The 15649-nt window shown below is 44.6% G+C and carries 16 protein-coding genes; 7 read left to right on the top strand and 9 right to left on the bottom strand.

Going from position 1 to position 15649, the window contains the following annotated elements; all coding sequences use genetic code 11:
- Positions 1-47 precede the first annotated feature (47 nt).
- From OAG1_RS04165 to nhaR, 3 genes are all read right to left on the bottom strand, one after another.
- Positions 48-1121 carry an AI-2E family transporter gene (locus OAG1_RS04165; RefSeq protein ID WP_338624230.1) on the bottom strand — a complete coding sequence of 358 codons (1074 nt, stop codon included), beginning with the start codon at positions 1119-1121 and terminating at the stop codon, positions 48-50.
- 278 nt (positions 1122-1399) lie between these two features.
- Positions 1400-4117: a TIM-barrel domain-containing protein gene (locus OAG1_RS04160; protein ID WP_338624228.1), complete on the bottom strand. Its 2718-nt coding sequence runs from the start codon at positions 4115-4117 to the stop codon at positions 1400-1402.
- 146 nt (positions 4118-4263) lie between these two features.
- Entirely contained in the window at positions 4264-5154 is an 891-nt protein-coding gene (nhaR, locus tag OAG1_RS04155; RefSeq protein ID WP_338624225.1) for a transcriptional activator NhaR, read from the bottom strand.
- Positions 5155-5273: 119 nt separating this feature from the next.
- Between nhaR and OAG1_RS04150 the strand changes: the two genes are divergently transcribed.
- The 7 genes from OAG1_RS04150 (at position 5274) to OAG1_RS04120 (ending at position 11926) form a co-directional block, all read left to right on the top strand.
- The gene (locus OAG1_RS04150) at positions 5274-5729 is read left to right on the top strand and encodes an HPF/RaiA family ribosome-associated protein (RefSeq protein WP_338624223.1); all 456 of its coding nucleotides are present in this window, start codon (positions 5274-5276) and stop codon (positions 5727-5729) included.
- Positions 5726-6400: a Bax inhibitor-1/YccA family protein gene (locus OAG1_RS04145; RefSeq protein WP_016401582.1), complete on the top strand. Its 675-nt coding sequence runs from the start codon at positions 5726-5728 to the stop codon at positions 6398-6400. The genes OAG1_RS04150 and OAG1_RS04145 overlap by 4 nt, the downstream gene beginning before the upstream one ends.
- A 22-nt stretch (positions 6401-6422) precedes the next feature.
- Complete coding sequence (locus OAG1_RS04140; RefSeq protein ID WP_338624218.1) at positions 6423-7115, top strand: tellurite resistance TerB family protein; 693 nt, start codon at positions 6423-6425, stop codon at positions 7113-7115.
- Between the two features lie 120 nt (positions 7116-7235).
- Positions 7236-7421, top strand: coding sequence for a DUF2986 domain-containing protein (locus OAG1_RS04135; RefSeq protein ID WP_338624216.1), 186 nt, complete (start codon positions 7236-7238; stop codon positions 7419-7421).
- A 224-nt stretch (positions 7422-7645) separates the two neighbouring features.
- The gene (locus OAG1_RS04130; RefSeq protein WP_338624214.1) at positions 7646-9883 is read left to right on the top strand and encodes an endo-1,4-beta-xylanase; all 2238 of its coding nucleotides are present in this window, start codon (positions 7646-7648) and stop codon (positions 9881-9883) included.
- A gap of 170 nt (positions 9884-10053) precedes the next feature.
- Positions 10054-10626 (top strand): thioredoxin family protein, encoded by a 573-nt coding sequence (locus tag OAG1_RS04125; protein ID WP_152784344.1) that lies wholly within the window; start codon positions 10054-10056, stop codon positions 10624-10626.
- Complete coding sequence (locus OAG1_RS04120) at positions 10610-11926, top strand: MipA/OmpV family protein (protein WP_338624210.1); 1317 nt, start codon at positions 10610-10612, stop codon at positions 11924-11926. Before OAG1_RS04125 ends, OAG1_RS04120 begins: the two co-directional genes overlap by 17 nt.
- Positions 11927-11963: 37 nt before the next feature.
- Here OAG1_RS04120 and rimI read toward each other — a convergent pair whose 3' ends face one another.
- From rimI to sodN, 6 genes are all read right to left on the bottom strand, one after another.
- Positions 11964-12434, bottom strand: a complete 471-nt coding sequence (gene rimI / locus OAG1_RS04115) for a ribosomal protein S18-alanine N-acetyltransferase (RefSeq protein ID WP_338624208.1) — start codon at positions 12432-12434, stop codon at positions 11964-11966.
- On the bottom strand, positions 12395-12781 hold the full coding sequence (locus tag OAG1_RS04110) for a DNA polymerase III subunit psi (protein WP_152784340.1): 387 nt from the start codon (positions 12779-12781) through the stop codon (positions 12395-12397). The genes rimI and OAG1_RS04110 overlap by 40 nt, the downstream gene beginning before the upstream one ends.
- A 39-nt stretch (positions 12782-12820) precedes the next feature.
- Complete coding sequence (rluF, locus tag OAG1_RS04105) at positions 12821-13687, bottom strand: 23S rRNA pseudouridine(2604) synthase RluF (RefSeq protein ID WP_338624203.1); 867 nt, start codon at positions 13685-13687, stop codon at positions 12821-12823.
- 72 nt (positions 13688-13759) lie between these two features.
- Complete coding sequence (locus OAG1_RS04100; RefSeq protein WP_221077405.1) at positions 13760-14587, bottom strand: HDOD domain-containing protein; 828 nt, start codon at positions 14585-14587, stop codon at positions 13760-13762.
- A gap of 255 nt (positions 14588-14842) precedes the next feature.
- Positions 14843-15139 (bottom strand): S24 family peptidase, encoded by a 297-nt coding sequence (locus OAG1_RS04095; protein ID WP_338624199.1) that lies wholly within the window; start codon positions 15137-15139, stop codon positions 14843-14845.
- Between the two features lie 5 nt (positions 15140-15144).
- The gene (gene sodN, locus OAG1_RS04090) at positions 15145-15648 is read right to left on the bottom strand and encodes a superoxide dismutase, Ni (RefSeq protein ID WP_338624197.1); all 504 of its coding nucleotides are present in this window, start codon (positions 15646-15648) and stop codon (positions 15145-15147) included.
- Between the last annotated feature and the right edge of the window lies 1 nt (position 15649).

Genomic DNA, 15649 nt, shown 5'->3' with positions numbered 1-15649 from the left:
CTTATTTCCGTATTTATTTTACTTAAGGCTAATTTTTGTTTTGCTACTTATTCGTTAGCATCTGCCTGCTCTTGAGAATTAAGCTCTAACCATGCTACTAACAAACGGTAACTAACTGCTAGAACTACTGCTCCTAAGAACAAGCCTACAAAGCCAGACATTAGCATTCCCCCTAAAGAACCTAACAAAATCACCAGCATGGGCACATCTACGCCGCGCCCCAGCAATAAAGGTTTGAGCACATTTTCACTAAAGCCCGCTAGTATGCTCCATACAGCAAAAATCCCTGCCACCACCGTAGACTCGTGGCTAAAGACATAAATAACCACCGGCAATACCACTAAAAAAGGCGGTAACTGGGCAATGGCTAAAATCAGCACCAATACCGACCATACAGCCGCCCCCGGTACGCCTACGGCAAAAAAGCCGATTGATAGCAAAGTAGCTTGAATAACCGCAACACCAAGCACGCCTTTTGCCACACTTTGAATGGTATTGCTGGCTAAATTGGTTAAGTAACTACCATGCTTACCTGCCAAGGCATTTGCTAACGATTGCGCTCCCAGTACCGCTTTTTCACCGTTTGCCATAAATACTCCGGCAATAATTACCGAGAAGCAAAACATCAACAGGCCGCCAATAAGCCCACCAGCAAAACCAATAACCTTGCCAGCCACGTCACCCACTTGGCTTGCATAAGTACCTAAGTAGCGCTGCAAATCACTGGCAGCTAAGGACCACTGCGCATGTACTTTTTCGCCAATTAGCGGCCAAGATTTGATTGAATTTGAAGGAGGAGGAATTTCAAAGCTGCCCTGCTGAACTTGCTTACCTACAGCAGCTAAACTGTCGATAGCTGCGGTAGTCACCTTAACCCCAGGTACCAAAATTATGGCTAAAAACACCAGCACAATAATGGTGGCTGCGACACCACCTTTACCCACCACATTTTTGAGTTTTAAATACAGAGGATTAAGCGCTACAGCCAAGATCATCGCCCAAATAACCGGGGTAATAAAGGGCCGCACAATGTCGATACACCAAGCAGCTAGCAAAAATAGTAAACCTATTTTTATGGCGGCTTCCATTGCACCGCGCTCAAAGGTTTTTTGATTCAACATATCCATGTTCTCTAGGTTATTAAAATGAACTGAAGTTGCTACCCTGCCACTTCAGTGATGCTAAATAGTATAGAGAATAAGCCAAGTAATTGTTTAGTTTATTAAAAACAATCTATAGATAATTTTGCTGATTTAAGCGCCTACTTGCTGCACAGTTTTGCCACTAAACTAGGATCTGTTGACCTTTGGTGTTGACCTTTAATGTTGAAATTTCGTTAGCTTATCCCCCCTTCTGAGCAGCATCAGCAAATATAAGCAGCCCCTAGTAATTTCTTTGTTTAAAACTGCAAGCTTTGCTCCTCTCCCACATAAACTAGAGTTTGTCGCTGAATATCAAAAGCGCTAATTAAGTGAACATTAAAGGTACGTTGTTGCAACATACCCGCAAAACTGCCGCTGCGTTTGGCAATATGTAAACAGCGCTTACTGTTATCCCATTCAAACACAATTTCGCTATAGGCCCCTTGCTCATAGCGATAACTGTCTCCCTCATCTTCATACAAGCAAAAGCGGCCATCCTCACCCGCGTATACTTCAATAGTAAGCGGGTCGCTCGGTAATTCATCGTGATACTGCACCTCAGGGCCATGTGGAATAATGGCTCCGGCTTTTACCAATAAGGGCATAATGTCGATAGGCGTGCCCATCGCAATAATTTGCCCACCTTGATAACAATGCTTGTTCCAATAGTTATACCAAGCAAGGCCAGCAGGTAGCACCACCTCTCGCTCAGCTGGATATAACTGCGTTTGCTGATGAGCGATACCTGCATGGGCCCAACTTAGGCTACATTTTGACGAACCTTGCCAATGCGCATATTCAACCACCAGTTGATATTGTTGGTTTGCTTTTAAATGACAACTCGCTTTATGGTTAAGCTGCGCCTGAGTTTGCCAACTATCAATCAACAGCTTACCGTCTAAATAGAAACGCACCCCATCGTTAGCATGAATCAGCCAGTTGTACTCGCCATCGACCGGCGCGGTGAGCAGCCCTTGCCAACGCACGCTATAACCACTTAAAGGCAAACCCGCTGGCGGGCCACCTGCCCAGTTGCCATCGATGCTTTCAACCACTTGCGTAGCAACCAGCTGTTTGAATTGATCATCAGAAAAGTGTTGCTCGCTAATACCTTGTAAGCCTTCCGCCGTGTGCAAGTGCTCTGGAGCAATCAACTGTTGCTGCAAACTTTGTTGATGGAACATAGCTTGGGTAACTGGGCACACCATCAAACTGTCGCCAAACATAAACTGATCGCTAATGTTATGCAGCTGTGCTTGTTGCCTAAAATCAAAGGCCAGCAAACGCATCATGGTGCCGCCATGCTCAGTAACATTCCAAGCTTGTGAATAGATATAAGGCAATAAGCGATAACGTAATTTGTTGAACTTTAACAAGGCGTCAAAGGCCCAATCACCCGGCTCGCCAAACTGATAGATTTCGCGCGGTGTATTGGCGCCGTGAGAGCGAAATAGCGGACAAAAAGCCCCATATTGGAACCAGCGAACATACAGCTCTTTGTAGGCATCATCGTCTACACCTTCTGGGAAATTCGCACCAAAACCACTGGTAAAAAATCCACCGATGTCGGTAGTCCAATAAGGTAAACCCGCGGCACACAAGTTTAAGCCTGCTGGAATTTGCTGACGCAATACTTGCCAAGTGGCGCTAATGTCTCCCGACCAACAAGCTGCGGCGTAACGTTGCTGACCTAAATAGCTGGAGCGACTAAGAGTGAAAACACGTTTGTCTTCTGCTCCTAGTAAAATTTGCTGACGCTGCGCTTCATAAACTCCTCGCGTGGTCATTAAGGAATAACCATTTAGCACCTGCTTCCAAGATCCCAACTCGGTATCACGTTGCTGATGGCAAAACTCCACGCCATCTTTTGGATTTTGGCTTGAGATAAACTCTGGCTCGGTGCCATCCATCCACAACGCATCAACTCCTAGATCCATTAATCCAGCTTTAAGGTGTTGCCAATAAATATCACGTGCGCCTTGGCTATAAGCATCGTAAATATGGCCATCGGCCCAATGTTCGGTTTCAAATAAATAGCCATTTTCTAACAAGGCCTTAAACACCGGACTGCCTTTGCCAACGATTGGCCAAATCGACACCATGAGTTTGAAGTGCATATCATGAAGTTGAGCAATAGTTGTGGCAGCATCGCCAAACACTTGCTCGTCAAACTGCATTGCGCTCCAGCCCAAATCTCCCCAGTATTTCCAATCTTGCACGATGTTATCGATGGGAATTTTTTTATCGCGGTAAGTTTTAGCAGTGGCAACTAGCTCGGCGGCATTTACGTAACGCTCTTTGCTTTGCCAGTAACCATAAGCCCAACGGCCAAATAGCGGCGCAGTGCCAGTAAGCTTTCGATAATGCTGAATAATTTGGTCAAACTCGGGGCCATAAATAACGTAAAACTCTATGCACTCTCCAGCGGCTGAGCTAAAACTAAAGCCCTCTCCTTGGCTAGTAAACTGGGTAAAAGCAAGTTGGTTCCATAGCACTGCATAACCTTTGGTGGATAGTAGCAAAGGGGCTGCTATACCTTTATTAGATTGGCAAATCTCGCGGCTTTGATCTTGGTAATTAAAGATCCCATCAGGATATTGACCTAAGCCATAAAAAGCTTGTTCACCAGAGCTAACAAAGTGCTGGCTAAGCGCGCTATCATCACCTTGTTGCTTAAAAGCAGTTTGCGCTACGCGCAGCAGCTCACCTTCGGCAGTGCTAATGCTCAAGCCGTTTTCGCTAAACGCTATATTCAAGTGCTCGCTGCGCATTTGCTCGGTAGAGCTATACAGCGGGTCAACCGTTAATTGCGGCAACACCACCAACTCACTTAGCATTTGCTGTTTGCTTAAACTCTCGGTATCAGGGGCAATCTTCACTCTAAGCGTATTTGAGTTAAGCAAGCTCAGTTCGGCAAGCCCGTTACTTGGTTTGCCATCTTGAACAATAGAGAAGGGAAATACTTGGCGCGACATACAATAAACCTAAGGCATACAGAGATATGCTTAAGTGTAAATCACCCGGTAACATTTAGCGGTTTAGTAAAGCAGCAAACAAACTCAAATTAATCAATTTGGAGCACATAGCACAAAAGCGTTCTAAGCTGGCTTAACTAGAAATACTACGCTAGCCATTCGCGTGCCGACTCGGTAATCGCCACTACCGCTGGATTGGCAATTCTGCGCTCAGCAGTAATCGCAAAAAACTGCTCTCGTACATCTTGGGTGCTGCCAATTAATTCCACCCCATATTGATTCACCACTTCATCGGCAATGGCCGTAGGCACAATAAACGCCCCCACGCCGGCTTGGCCAAAGGTTTTCATCAATGCGCTGTCATCAAACTCACCCATAATTTGCGGGTGAATGTTTTGCTTATCAAACCATTGCAATAGTCGTACATGCATAAGGTTTATTTCACTTGGAATCAGCAATGGCGCACCATCTAAGCAGGCCGGAAAGTTAGCTTGTAGTGACTTAGCAATACTTGGGCTGGCTACAAAACTTACGCCACTTTCCCCTAACGCATGATTAAAACCACGCACGCCTAAACCGGGAGGCACAGGGCCATCTGCCAACACTAAATCCAAACGGTTTAGGGCCAACTCTGCCAACAAACTCTCTAGGGTGTTTTCTTTGCACAACATGCGTAAAGGCTCACCCATGTTGTAGGCCGGTTCTAACAGACGGTATGCAATGGTTTTGGGAACCACTTCGGCGATGCCCACTTTTAGCAATTGGGGTCGCTCTGCCGAACCTTGCCTTAGGCTATCTTCCAGCTCATCACCTAAAGTGAATATTTCGTCGGCGTAACTAAGTGCCAAACGGCCGGTTTCGGTTAGTTCTAAATTTCGCCCCACTTTACTAAATAAGGCGCTGCCAAAATGCTGCTCTAACAAGCTTATCTGGCCGCTAATAGTTTGTGGCGTGATATGCAGTAATTCACTGGCTCGAGCAATACCGCCTTGCTTGGCAGCCACCCAAAAATAATGCAGATGTTTATAATTTATCACAGCAAACACTTCGTATTTTTCGAACCATAAGGAAAGTATATTCGAGTATACCTAAGTATAAAAGCCCATTAAGGTAGTGACTCGTGATTCAAAGTATTGATTCAGCTTAGGAGCAGACTATGCCAGGTAGTATGAAAATTGATATGCATTCACAACACTTTCCACTGAATGAGCCACTACAAGCCTATATCAAAAGGCGGATTAACTTTGCACTTGGGTCGCAGTACAACAACATTATGCGCATTGCGGTCAAGCTGTCAGATAGCAAAGAGAGCAGCGGGGCAAACGGCAAGCGTTGCCAAATTCTGGTTAAGTTAGCTGGCCAAGCCGATGTGGTGATAGAAGACATTCAAGCTCAAATATATGTTGCTATAGACCGGGCAGCTAGCCGGGCTAGTCGCTCGGTAACTCGGCGTATCGCACGGGTGCGCAATAAGGCACTTCGGGCTCCCGACATTAGTGTTGCCGACTATTACAACTTGAGCGATGAAGACGATAACGATCCACTAAATAGCGAATTTGTAGAGTTCACCGAATACCCAACAAACACTGCTGAGGAAGGAGTGACAAGATGAACAATCACCCTATTAGCAATACCCCTAGCCATGTTAATGAGAGCGTATTAGCCACCAATAAAGTTATTCGCAATACTTATGCCTTGCTCTCTATGACACTTATGTTTAGTGGCGCTAGCGCGGCATTTTCCATGGCAATGAACCTGCCCCACCCCGGTATCATTATCACTTTGGTGGGCTATTTCGGCTTGCTGTTTGCCACCATGAAACTGCGCAATAGTGCTTGGGGCATAGTTTGCATTTTTGCCCTAACTGGCTTTATGGGCTTAACCCTTGGGCCGATCCTTACCGCTTACTTAAGCCTGCCAAATGGCGGCCTGATTGTTAGCCAAGCCATGGTAGCTACCGCGGTGATCTTCCTATCGCTATCTGCTTATGCCATTACCAGCAAAAAAGACTTTAGCTTTATGGGCGGTTTTTTAATGGTGGGCATTATTGTGGCTTTTCTTGCCGGTTTAGGCGCAATTTTCTTTGCCATTCCGGCGTTATCCTTAGGTGTATCCGCCATGTTCGTACTGTTGATGTCGGGGCTAATTTTGTATGAAACCAGCAACATCATTCATGGCGGAGAAACCAACTACATCATGGCTACAACCTCGTTGTTTGTTGCCATCTTCAATTTGTTCACCAGCTTGCTGCATATTCTTGGTTTTCTTAACGGAGAAGACTAGCTAAGCAAGAGGAGAAACTAGCATGATTAACAATTTACTTAACCAATTTTTAGGTGCTTCTGGCGATGCTCCCAAAACCGCACAGCAAGGTGGTGGAGTATTGGGGGCAATTCCGGGTGGATTAGCCGGAGGCGCTGCAGCGGGTGGCTTAATGGCCTTATTAGTAAGTAACAAATCCGCACGAAAATTTGCTGGCAAAGCCGCAACCTATGGCGGTGCAGCGGTACTTGGCGGCTTAGCTTATAGCGCTTTTAGTAACTGGAAAAAGCAATCTAGCTCTTCGCAAAACCACCATACTAGCCAAAAATTAGAGCAAATTGATCAATCCAGCTTTACCAGTATAGCCAATAACAACGATTTTCAGCTCACGATACTTAAAGCGATGATCGCATCCGCCAAGGCAGATGGGCACATTGACGAGCAAGAGCAACAACGGATATTTGAAGCGCTAGAACAAATGGCGCTTAGCGAGCAAGTAAAATCAACCTTGTATCAACTAATGCGTCAGCCAATTCCTGTTGGCGAGTTGGCCAGTGAAGTAGAGACCATTGAACAAAAATCTGAGCTCTACTTAGCCTCTTGCTTTGCTATCAACTTAGACAACGCAGCTGAGCAAGCGCACTTAGATGGCCTAGCCTACGCACTGCGCCTGCCCTTCGATTTAGCTGAACAGCTTCAAAAACAAGCCCATCAAGCCATACATGAGGCAGCCTAAGCATTCAATTTAGCAAACCGGCATGGATGCTGGTGCTAACTTATTCCTCAGGCATAAGCTAAAGAACTTATTGCTACAATTTGTTAAACTTGCCCAATCATTTAGTACAGGCACAAACTCGTGAACCGCAAAAAGAAAATCAACGAAACGCTGAAGAAAAAAGCTAAAAAAGCCAACGCTAAAAAGCAAAATAGCAACAAACCGCGCTATGTTTCAAAAGCTAAGCGCGCCGTTTTAGAAGCTGAGCAAGCAAACAATGAACAAGCTGCAACTCCCCTCTCAGAAGAAAACAACACCAAGCCTTAGTTCAATCTAAATATCGTTATTAAACAAGCAAATAGTGATGACTGCGCGGAACAAACATTAGCAAGTTTCATCTGCAACTGAGAAATTCATTAATTATCATACAAGCATGAGAGAGCTCACATTAGTGATTTTTCGCAACGAATTTATCAAGTTTCGCAGTGCTCCCTAGATAAAAGGAGGGCTAAGGTAGCCTTAAGCTAAGAACGGTTTAAGGAGTGAGAAACATGCGCCAGCATGCGATTAAGACAGGAATTTTTAAAGTGGCGGCGCTTGCTGCTGCAATTTGCAGCTTACAAGTAAACGCTGCTCCGTTAAGAGATGTAGTAAAAGGTCAAGACACCTTCATCGGTGCGGCCTTAGAAACACGCCACCTTCAAGATAAGCAATTCGCCGAGACACTGGCTCGTGAATTCAATCAACTTACCCCAGAAAACGAAATGAAGTGGAGCTACTTGCAGCCAGAGCGTGGCAAGTTCACCTTCGATAAAGCTGACAAGCTGGTAGATTTCGCTCAAAAAAATAACATGATGGTTCGTGGCCACGCCTTGGTATGGCACATTCAAAACCCTGATTGGTTAGACAATGGCGATTTCTCTAAAGAAGAAATGCTAAAAATCATGGAAGAACACATTACTGCTGTAGTAAGTCACTACAAGGGTAAAGTGAAATACTGGGACGTAGTAAACGAAGCCTTAGATGATAACGGCGGCTGGCGCCCAACAATATGGTACAAAGCGCTAGGTGAAGACTATATTGCCAAAGCTTTTGAGTTTGCCCACAAAGCCGACCCTGATGCGATTTTGGTTTACAACGATTACTCTACCGAAGGTAAAACACCAAAAGCGAACGCAGCTTACCGCTTAGTGAAAAAACTGAAAGAGCAAGGTGTGCCTATTCACGGTATTGGTACTCAAGCCCACTTGGTAGTTGGCGTACAGCCTCGGGTTGCCGACATTGCTGCCAACATTGAGCGAATTCAAGAGCTTGGTTTAGAGTTTCACTTCACCGAAATTGATATTCGTATGCAAGATCCCGCTACTGACCGGATGTTGCAACAACAAGCCAACATGTATGAAGACTTAGCTAAGCTAACAGCTTACTACGATGAAGTTAACTTCTTCACTACTTGGGGTATTAGCGATAAATACAGCTGGATCCCGCATTGGTTTAAAGGTTACGACCACGGCTTAATGTTTGATAAGCAATACAAAGAAAAACCAGCTTACACAGCGGTTAATAAAGTATTTGCCGATAAAGCCGCAGGAAAATTTGATTGGGAGCCACCAGCACCATTAGCTGATACAGGACGCCGCTTCGAAGCCTTTATTAGTAATGAAGCGAAAAAAGCAATGCCTCTAGATGGCGATATTGCCAAGTGGAATGACGCGGTATTCTACCCCTTCGCCTACAACCAGTTAGGTGGAAAAGACTTAACCTTACCAGCAGAGAGCAACATCTCGGGTCGCTTTGCCTTACTTTATGATGACAACACCCTTTATGGGCGTGTAGAACGTAGAGACGACAAAACTGTTACCGGTAACAAAGCGCAGGTTTGGGAAAATGACTCTGTAGAGGTATTCCTAGGTTTTGGTGAAGAGTTTGCGCAAATTCGTGCGTTAGTTGGCGAAGAGTTTGCTCCTACAGCCTTCCAAGCTGATATAAAAAACTACTGGAGCGAAGATGGTACTGTTCTAGAGTTCTCAATTACGCCGAAGAAAACCAAAACTCTGTCGGGTACAACTTTAGGCTTTAACATTGCCTTAGCCGATAACGATGCTGGCCCAGAAGCTGGTCGTCACGCGCAGCTTTACCCGGTGCCTGGTACTAACAACGGCTGGCAAGGTCATGATTTTGGTGAAGTATTCTTTACTGCTCAAAACACTGAAATTAGCGATAAATTGAAAGGCCAAGTAGTTAGCTTTAAAGCCGAGCCAATTGAAGGCTTTGACGCCACTAGCGCTTTTGACCTATCAAAATGGGAAAATGTTTACCACTACCCGTTTGCCTTTAACCAGTTAAATACCCAAGACCAAACGCCGCCAAGCCAAGATATTATTCATGGTAGCTGGCGCGTAGCTTACTCTGGTAACACCTTGCATGGTGTTGTTCACCGCCATGACAACAAAACGGTGACCAGTGGCGATGATTGGCAAACTGACAACATTGAAATTTTCATTAAAGTTGGTGAAGAGTTTGTACAACTGCGCAGCATAGTGGGTCAAGATTTCCAGAAAAACACCTTCCCTGGTAAGCGTGTTGCCAAATGGAATGAAGATGGCACTATCATGCAATTCTCTATTGAACTGCCGGTAGACAGCTTAGCGGGTAAAACCATTGACTGGAACATTGCCCTAGCAGACAACGACGATGGACAATCTCGTAGTTCGCAGCTGTATCCAGTTCCTGGTAACAATACTGCATACCTAGGTGAGCAACTAACAATTCTAGAATTTGTTAAATAGCTAAGCTCTCCTGCAAAAAGCCTCGCATTTGCGAGGCTTTTTTTTAAGCAAATCGTCCAAGCTAGCCCTAGCTTGATTTATCAACAAACTAAAGCTTACTATTATTAGGCCGATAGCTAACTAAGTACTTTTATAAACAAATGCTTAGTTAATTCACCAAGGGGCAAGCGATGAGCTTTGAGCTATTCAAAAAAGTCTTCTTTACTTTGATATTGATAGCCTTAGGTGGCGCTGCTCTTAGTTACATTTTTATCTACCACGTTCATGGCCGCGGAGTGAGCGCCAAAGATGGCTGGCTATTTGATATTCAGGGCTACCATCAAGGCATTAGAGAATCAAAACTCACTGAAAAACCGCTGTTTTTGTATTTGCGCAGGCAAGCCTGCCAACGCTGTATCGCTTTTGAATATGACTATTTAAACAATCCTCAGATCAAACGGATGCTTGAAGACTATGTGAAAGTACAGGTGAACATTGATACCGACCGCACCCACGAGCGCTTTGCCGACCAGTTCAACCTTAATACCTACCCATCTTTGTTTGTAATGTTTGATCCTGAGCACCACGTTTCTAGCTATTTGGTTTTAGAAATGAATCAAATTTGGGTGGCGCAAGATACTTTGCAGAAAGGAAATTTCATGCCACTTTCTGAAGCGAGCTTTAGTTTATCTGTGACCCGTGCGACAATATTGGCTCGAAAAGCAGCCAACATGGAAGAATCAAGCGGTGAAACGCCACCTTAACTCGCTACTCTCATATTCTCTTGTCTTAACATTGTGGTGTTTTAGCCTAAGTAGCCAAGCCAGTGAAATGGTTGACGGTTTAATGGATGACGATTGGGGCATCGCTTTTGGATTTAGAAATGCCACTATCCCCTTTCGCTCAGAAACCAATACCGTTGCTGATGTTATGCCGCTGCTATATTACCGAGGCGACCGAGTATATCTAGACGGCTTAGAAGCTGGCTACAAAATATGGAAAGAAGACGACTTTGATATCTCTGTTATGGGCCGATATCGCTTCTTCGACATTCCGTCAGAGTATCAAAACCAAATTCGCGGCGACGGCATAGATTACGGTGTTAGCAGCCAATGGCGCTTCAAACCCAATTATTCTTTTAACACCGAGTTATTAAGTGATGATTCCGGTAATTTTCACGGCAACTTAGGCCTTACTTGGCAGAAGCACTACAATCGCTGGTATCTAGCGCCCTATGCCACCGCTCACCTTAAAAGCAGCGAGTATAATACCCGCTACTACGGCCTAGAGCTTTTTAAAACCCAAGCTGATGTGGATTTAAAAGCCGGTATTGATATGCGCTACCACGTATGGCGAGACTTCTATCTTGTAGGTCGCTTAGGGGGTACTTATTACGGTAAAGAAGTACAAAACGTAGATATCATCGACAAAGATTTTCAATTCGAAAGCTTTTTGGGCATTAGCTTTTTCAACCAGCAGTATCAAACCACTGAAGGCGACTGGCCAAAAGGTTACTTGAGGGTATCTCATGCTTGGGCAACCCCTTCTAACTTAGGCGATATCATCCACTTTAAAGCCGAAAAAGATGAATATAACAACCAGTTAAGCTCGGTGTTTTATGGTCACTTACTCAGTGAAACCTTGCTCGGCTTCCCGATAGACGTTTACCTAACCCCAGGTTTGGCTTATCACCATAGCTCTGAGGTACAGGATCCAATCCTAGAGTATGTGATTGCCTTTAAAGCTTATTACACCTTCACTTGGCCAATTCGTTGGCGTTTTGGTGTAGCAGAGGGCCTCTCTTATGTCACCAACATTACTTATATCGAAGAAGTTGACTTAGCCGAAGAAGGTAAAGGTTATAATCCAAGCAAGTTGCTCAACTATCTGGACTTTTCTTTAGATGTAAACTTAGGTGACTTGTTTAAGAAGCCGGAAATGGAAAAAATGTGGCTGGGTTATAACATTCATCACCGCTCGGGTATTTTCGAGAATTCATCGCTGTTTGGCAGAATTAAAGGTGGTAGTAATTATCAGGGTATTCATTTTCAGTGGCACTGGTAATGACGAGAGCCGCAACATCGGTTGCGGCAAAAAAAGCCTAACAAAAACGTTGCATAATAAGGGCGTCTTCCCGCCCTTTTTTATCACAGGGATAATAGCCCTTGCGACGATCTATTTGCTCAAACTCAAAACGCAGATAGAGCTTTTGAGCACTCACATTGCTTTCTCTAACTTCCAGCAAAATCTGTTGCCATTGCTGCTCGTCTGCCATTGCTAACATTGCCCGCATAAGCTGGGTGCCTAAGCCCTTACCTTGCTGTTTGGGCGTTACCGCAATATTGATCAATTCAGCCTCGCCAGCCACCACCCGCAAAATAATGTAAGCCAATAAGCGGTCGTCTTGCCAAAGACCAAGGTTTCGATACAAACCACCGAAGTTACTGGTGAGTAAAGCGCGGCTCCATGGGTGCGAATGTGCTTGTTGCTCTATGTTTAGCATCATCGGCACATCCATCACCGATAGAGGGCTTAAGCTTGTTTTAAGATCTGAGCACATATCTGCTGCCATAAAATACGCTTAGCTTGTTTATCGCTAGCTAACTGCTGTGGGTCGCAAAACAAGATTTTAGAATGCTTAGGTGCGGTGCTCAAAGGATCGGCCCATAACACCCAAGTATCGATAGCTTCAGGAAAATGCGCAGCACTACAAATATGAATATCGGCCCACTCTAGCTTCATCGCCGCAACAATGCCTTTAAACAGCGCTAAATGCTGCTCTAAAACTGCAGACTCTATAATTAGCACTAGCGGCCAAGACGGCGACGCTCGCAGAGTTTTGCTTACCGGTGTGGCCCGCTTGAGCCACACATCGATATCCATCTCTTGCAGGTATTGCCGCGCTTGTTTATCTATCATAATGAGCTTCTAAGTTGCTGAATATTAATCCGCTTAAGATTACTTTTTCTTTAGGCTTAAAGTAGCTTTATTTGCCCCTTGGCTACGCGCTTTTTTAAACTTATCACGCGCCTTGTTGCTTGCCGCTTTATTCACAAACACCTTTTTCTCGGTGACTGCTGTGGTTTCTGGTGCGGTTTTACTTGAATGGGCTACAGCTTGATTAATCTCGGCCATTTCTGCATCTGTTAAGTTGCGCCATTGGCCAGGGCGAAGTTTATCTAAGTGCACATTCATAATACGGGTGCGCTTAAGCTTGGTAACTTCATAACCCAAGTACTCACACATCCGGCGAATTTGGCGGTTTAAGCCTTGAGTAAGCACAATGGTAAAGACAAACTTGCTGTTTACCTTCACCTTACAGGGCTTAGTCACGGTGTCTAAAATAGGTACACCACGTTGCATTCGCTCAACAAAACGCTCGCTTAGGGGTTTATCTACCGTCACCACGTATTCTTTATCGTGAGCATTCTCGGCACGCAAAATCTTATTTACGATGTCGCCGTCACTAGTTAGAAAAATAAGCCCTTCAGAGGGTTTATCTAAACGGCCGATAGGGAAAATGCGCTGCTTGTGGCCAATGGCATCAATAATGTTGCCTTTAACATGACGCTCTGTGGTACTGGTGATGCCAATGGGCTTGTTGTAGGCAATGTAAACACGATCAGATTTATTGCTAGCGATAGCTTTTATCAGTTTACCGTCTACTGCAACTTTATCGCCCGGTTGAACTTTAGTCCCTAACTCAGGCTTTTGACCATTAATGGTTACTCGCTGCTGTTCAATCAATTTATCTGCTTCACGACGGGAACAAAATCCCGAGTCACTGATAAATTTATTTAGACGTTTTTCGTTTGATGCGCTCACTACAAGGATCCACTAGCTAATTAACGCGCCTATTAAACCATAGAATAGCGAGCTCAATAAGCGCTTTTAGAACTAGCTCGCCATTTGCAGCGCCATTTCTCGGCCTTGGCCGCGGATTTTGTCGATAGACACATAAAAAGAGGATGGCAATACCAGCGCGCCAGAATTTGCATGGCTGGCAAAATAATCAATTTTGGCAGCTTTGCTTTCCAAATGATCCCAATCTTGATGCAAGCGACAAGCAAAATTAAGCACCAAGGCACGTAGCGGTTCAATTTTAGCGGCATCAGGATTTACATGAAACTCGATGGTATCTACTAAGCGCGGCGCAAATTTCCAAGCGCGTGCTAGTTCGGCGCCCAGTTTTGCGGTGGTAGTGCCAAGGAGCTCTTGCTGCACAGCTTGGCGGTCTTCCCCTTCTGCCACTCGAGCGGCCACCTGTTCGGCAACATCGGGCGCTAAAGTAAACACCATTAAATCGCCAATGTTATGCAAGATCCCCGCGGTGAACATTTCATTAGCATCGATACGCACTTTTTCGGCTATTTTACTGGCAATGCTAGCAATCTCGAAGGTATCACTCCAATAGGTTTGCATATCGAGCTTAGGTACTCGGGGAAACGCACTAGTAAGCCAAGATACCACAACCATAGTTTTAAGCGGCGCAATGCCTAAACGAATCACCGCCTCATTAATCGAGGCAATGGTGCGGCTGCGACCAAAATGAGCAGAGTTAGATAAACGCAATACTCGCGCACTAATCACTTGGTCCATGGATATCTTTTTTGCCAGCATGGCAAAATCACAATCAGGGTCGTTAAGCATGCTAACAAGCTCTTGAACCACACTGGAGACTTTGGGTAATTCATTCACACGGGATAGTAATTCTTGTTCGGTCATCCAACCCTCCTGCTAGAAAATACCGTCACTACGCTCATACCGCATCAAAGCAATGCCTTTTGCTTGTTTACACGCTTAGTTAAGCCAAGCTTAATACATAGTTCAAGCTAAACAAATAAATAACAACAATATCAGTATGATTTATAGGGGTAAAGAAAGGAATTGTCAGCAAACTCGCCTAATAGTGCCAGCCTTAGAACCTTGTTAGCAAACAGAAACTACAGTATTTATCGATAATATAAACTGCTAACTTATTTAGCTCGGTTTAACCCAGAATAATACCTTGCCTTTAATGCGCGAAGCACGCACAGGGCCCATATCAACAGTAGATACACTGCTAGGGTTTTCGCCGCGTAACCAAATAAAGCCATACCTGTCGATACAACCTATTCGTTTCACAATTAGACCAAACTTAGGGTGCAATACTTTAACTACATCACCCACTTTAAAGTGCTTAGTCAGGTAATAACGGTGAAACATTACATAGCTGTTTTTGGGTAAAAGAGGAGACATACTATCTCCTCTAATCTTGTTAATGCTTAAACCAAACAAGACAATTACGCCTTCAAATCCGGGTATACGATCTGTTGCGCTGGCGGATAAGGGCAAGTTGCCTTAAAGGTAGCTACACCTTTGCTTTGCCAAAAGATATCGGCAAATTGATTCACTTTATCAAGTAGCTCTAGACAAGCACCTTTATCGATATTTTGCTTAGCCTTAGATGCAGCCAGCATAATACTGTGGCTAAGCTCATGTAGTTGCGGGTAAGCATCAAGCTGAGGCTGCTTGATGTAGTCTCCCCAAATCACCCTGATCTCTTCTTTTACTTTTAAACCGTGTTCCTCTTTTTGCGCTACTAGTCTGCCAAATTGAGCTTGTTCGTTAGCACTCAGTTCAGACTTAGCTTGTAGCTCTTCAAGCAAATCAACCATACGGATCATGGTTAATACCGCTAACTGAGCCGAAATAGGATCGTAGATTTTGCACGGAATATCGCAATGTGCAGACACCTTGTTAAAGCTAAACACTTCATCCAATCTTGCGAAAGCATTGTAAAACATG

The sequence above is a fragment of the Agarivorans sp. OAG1 genome (assembly GCF_037076485.1).
In the GTDB taxonomy this organism is placed as follows: Bacteria; Pseudomonadota; Gammaproteobacteria; order Enterobacterales; family Celerinatantimonadaceae; genus Agarivorans; species Agarivorans albus.
This window is presented reverse-complemented; position numbering and strand designations above follow the sequence as displayed.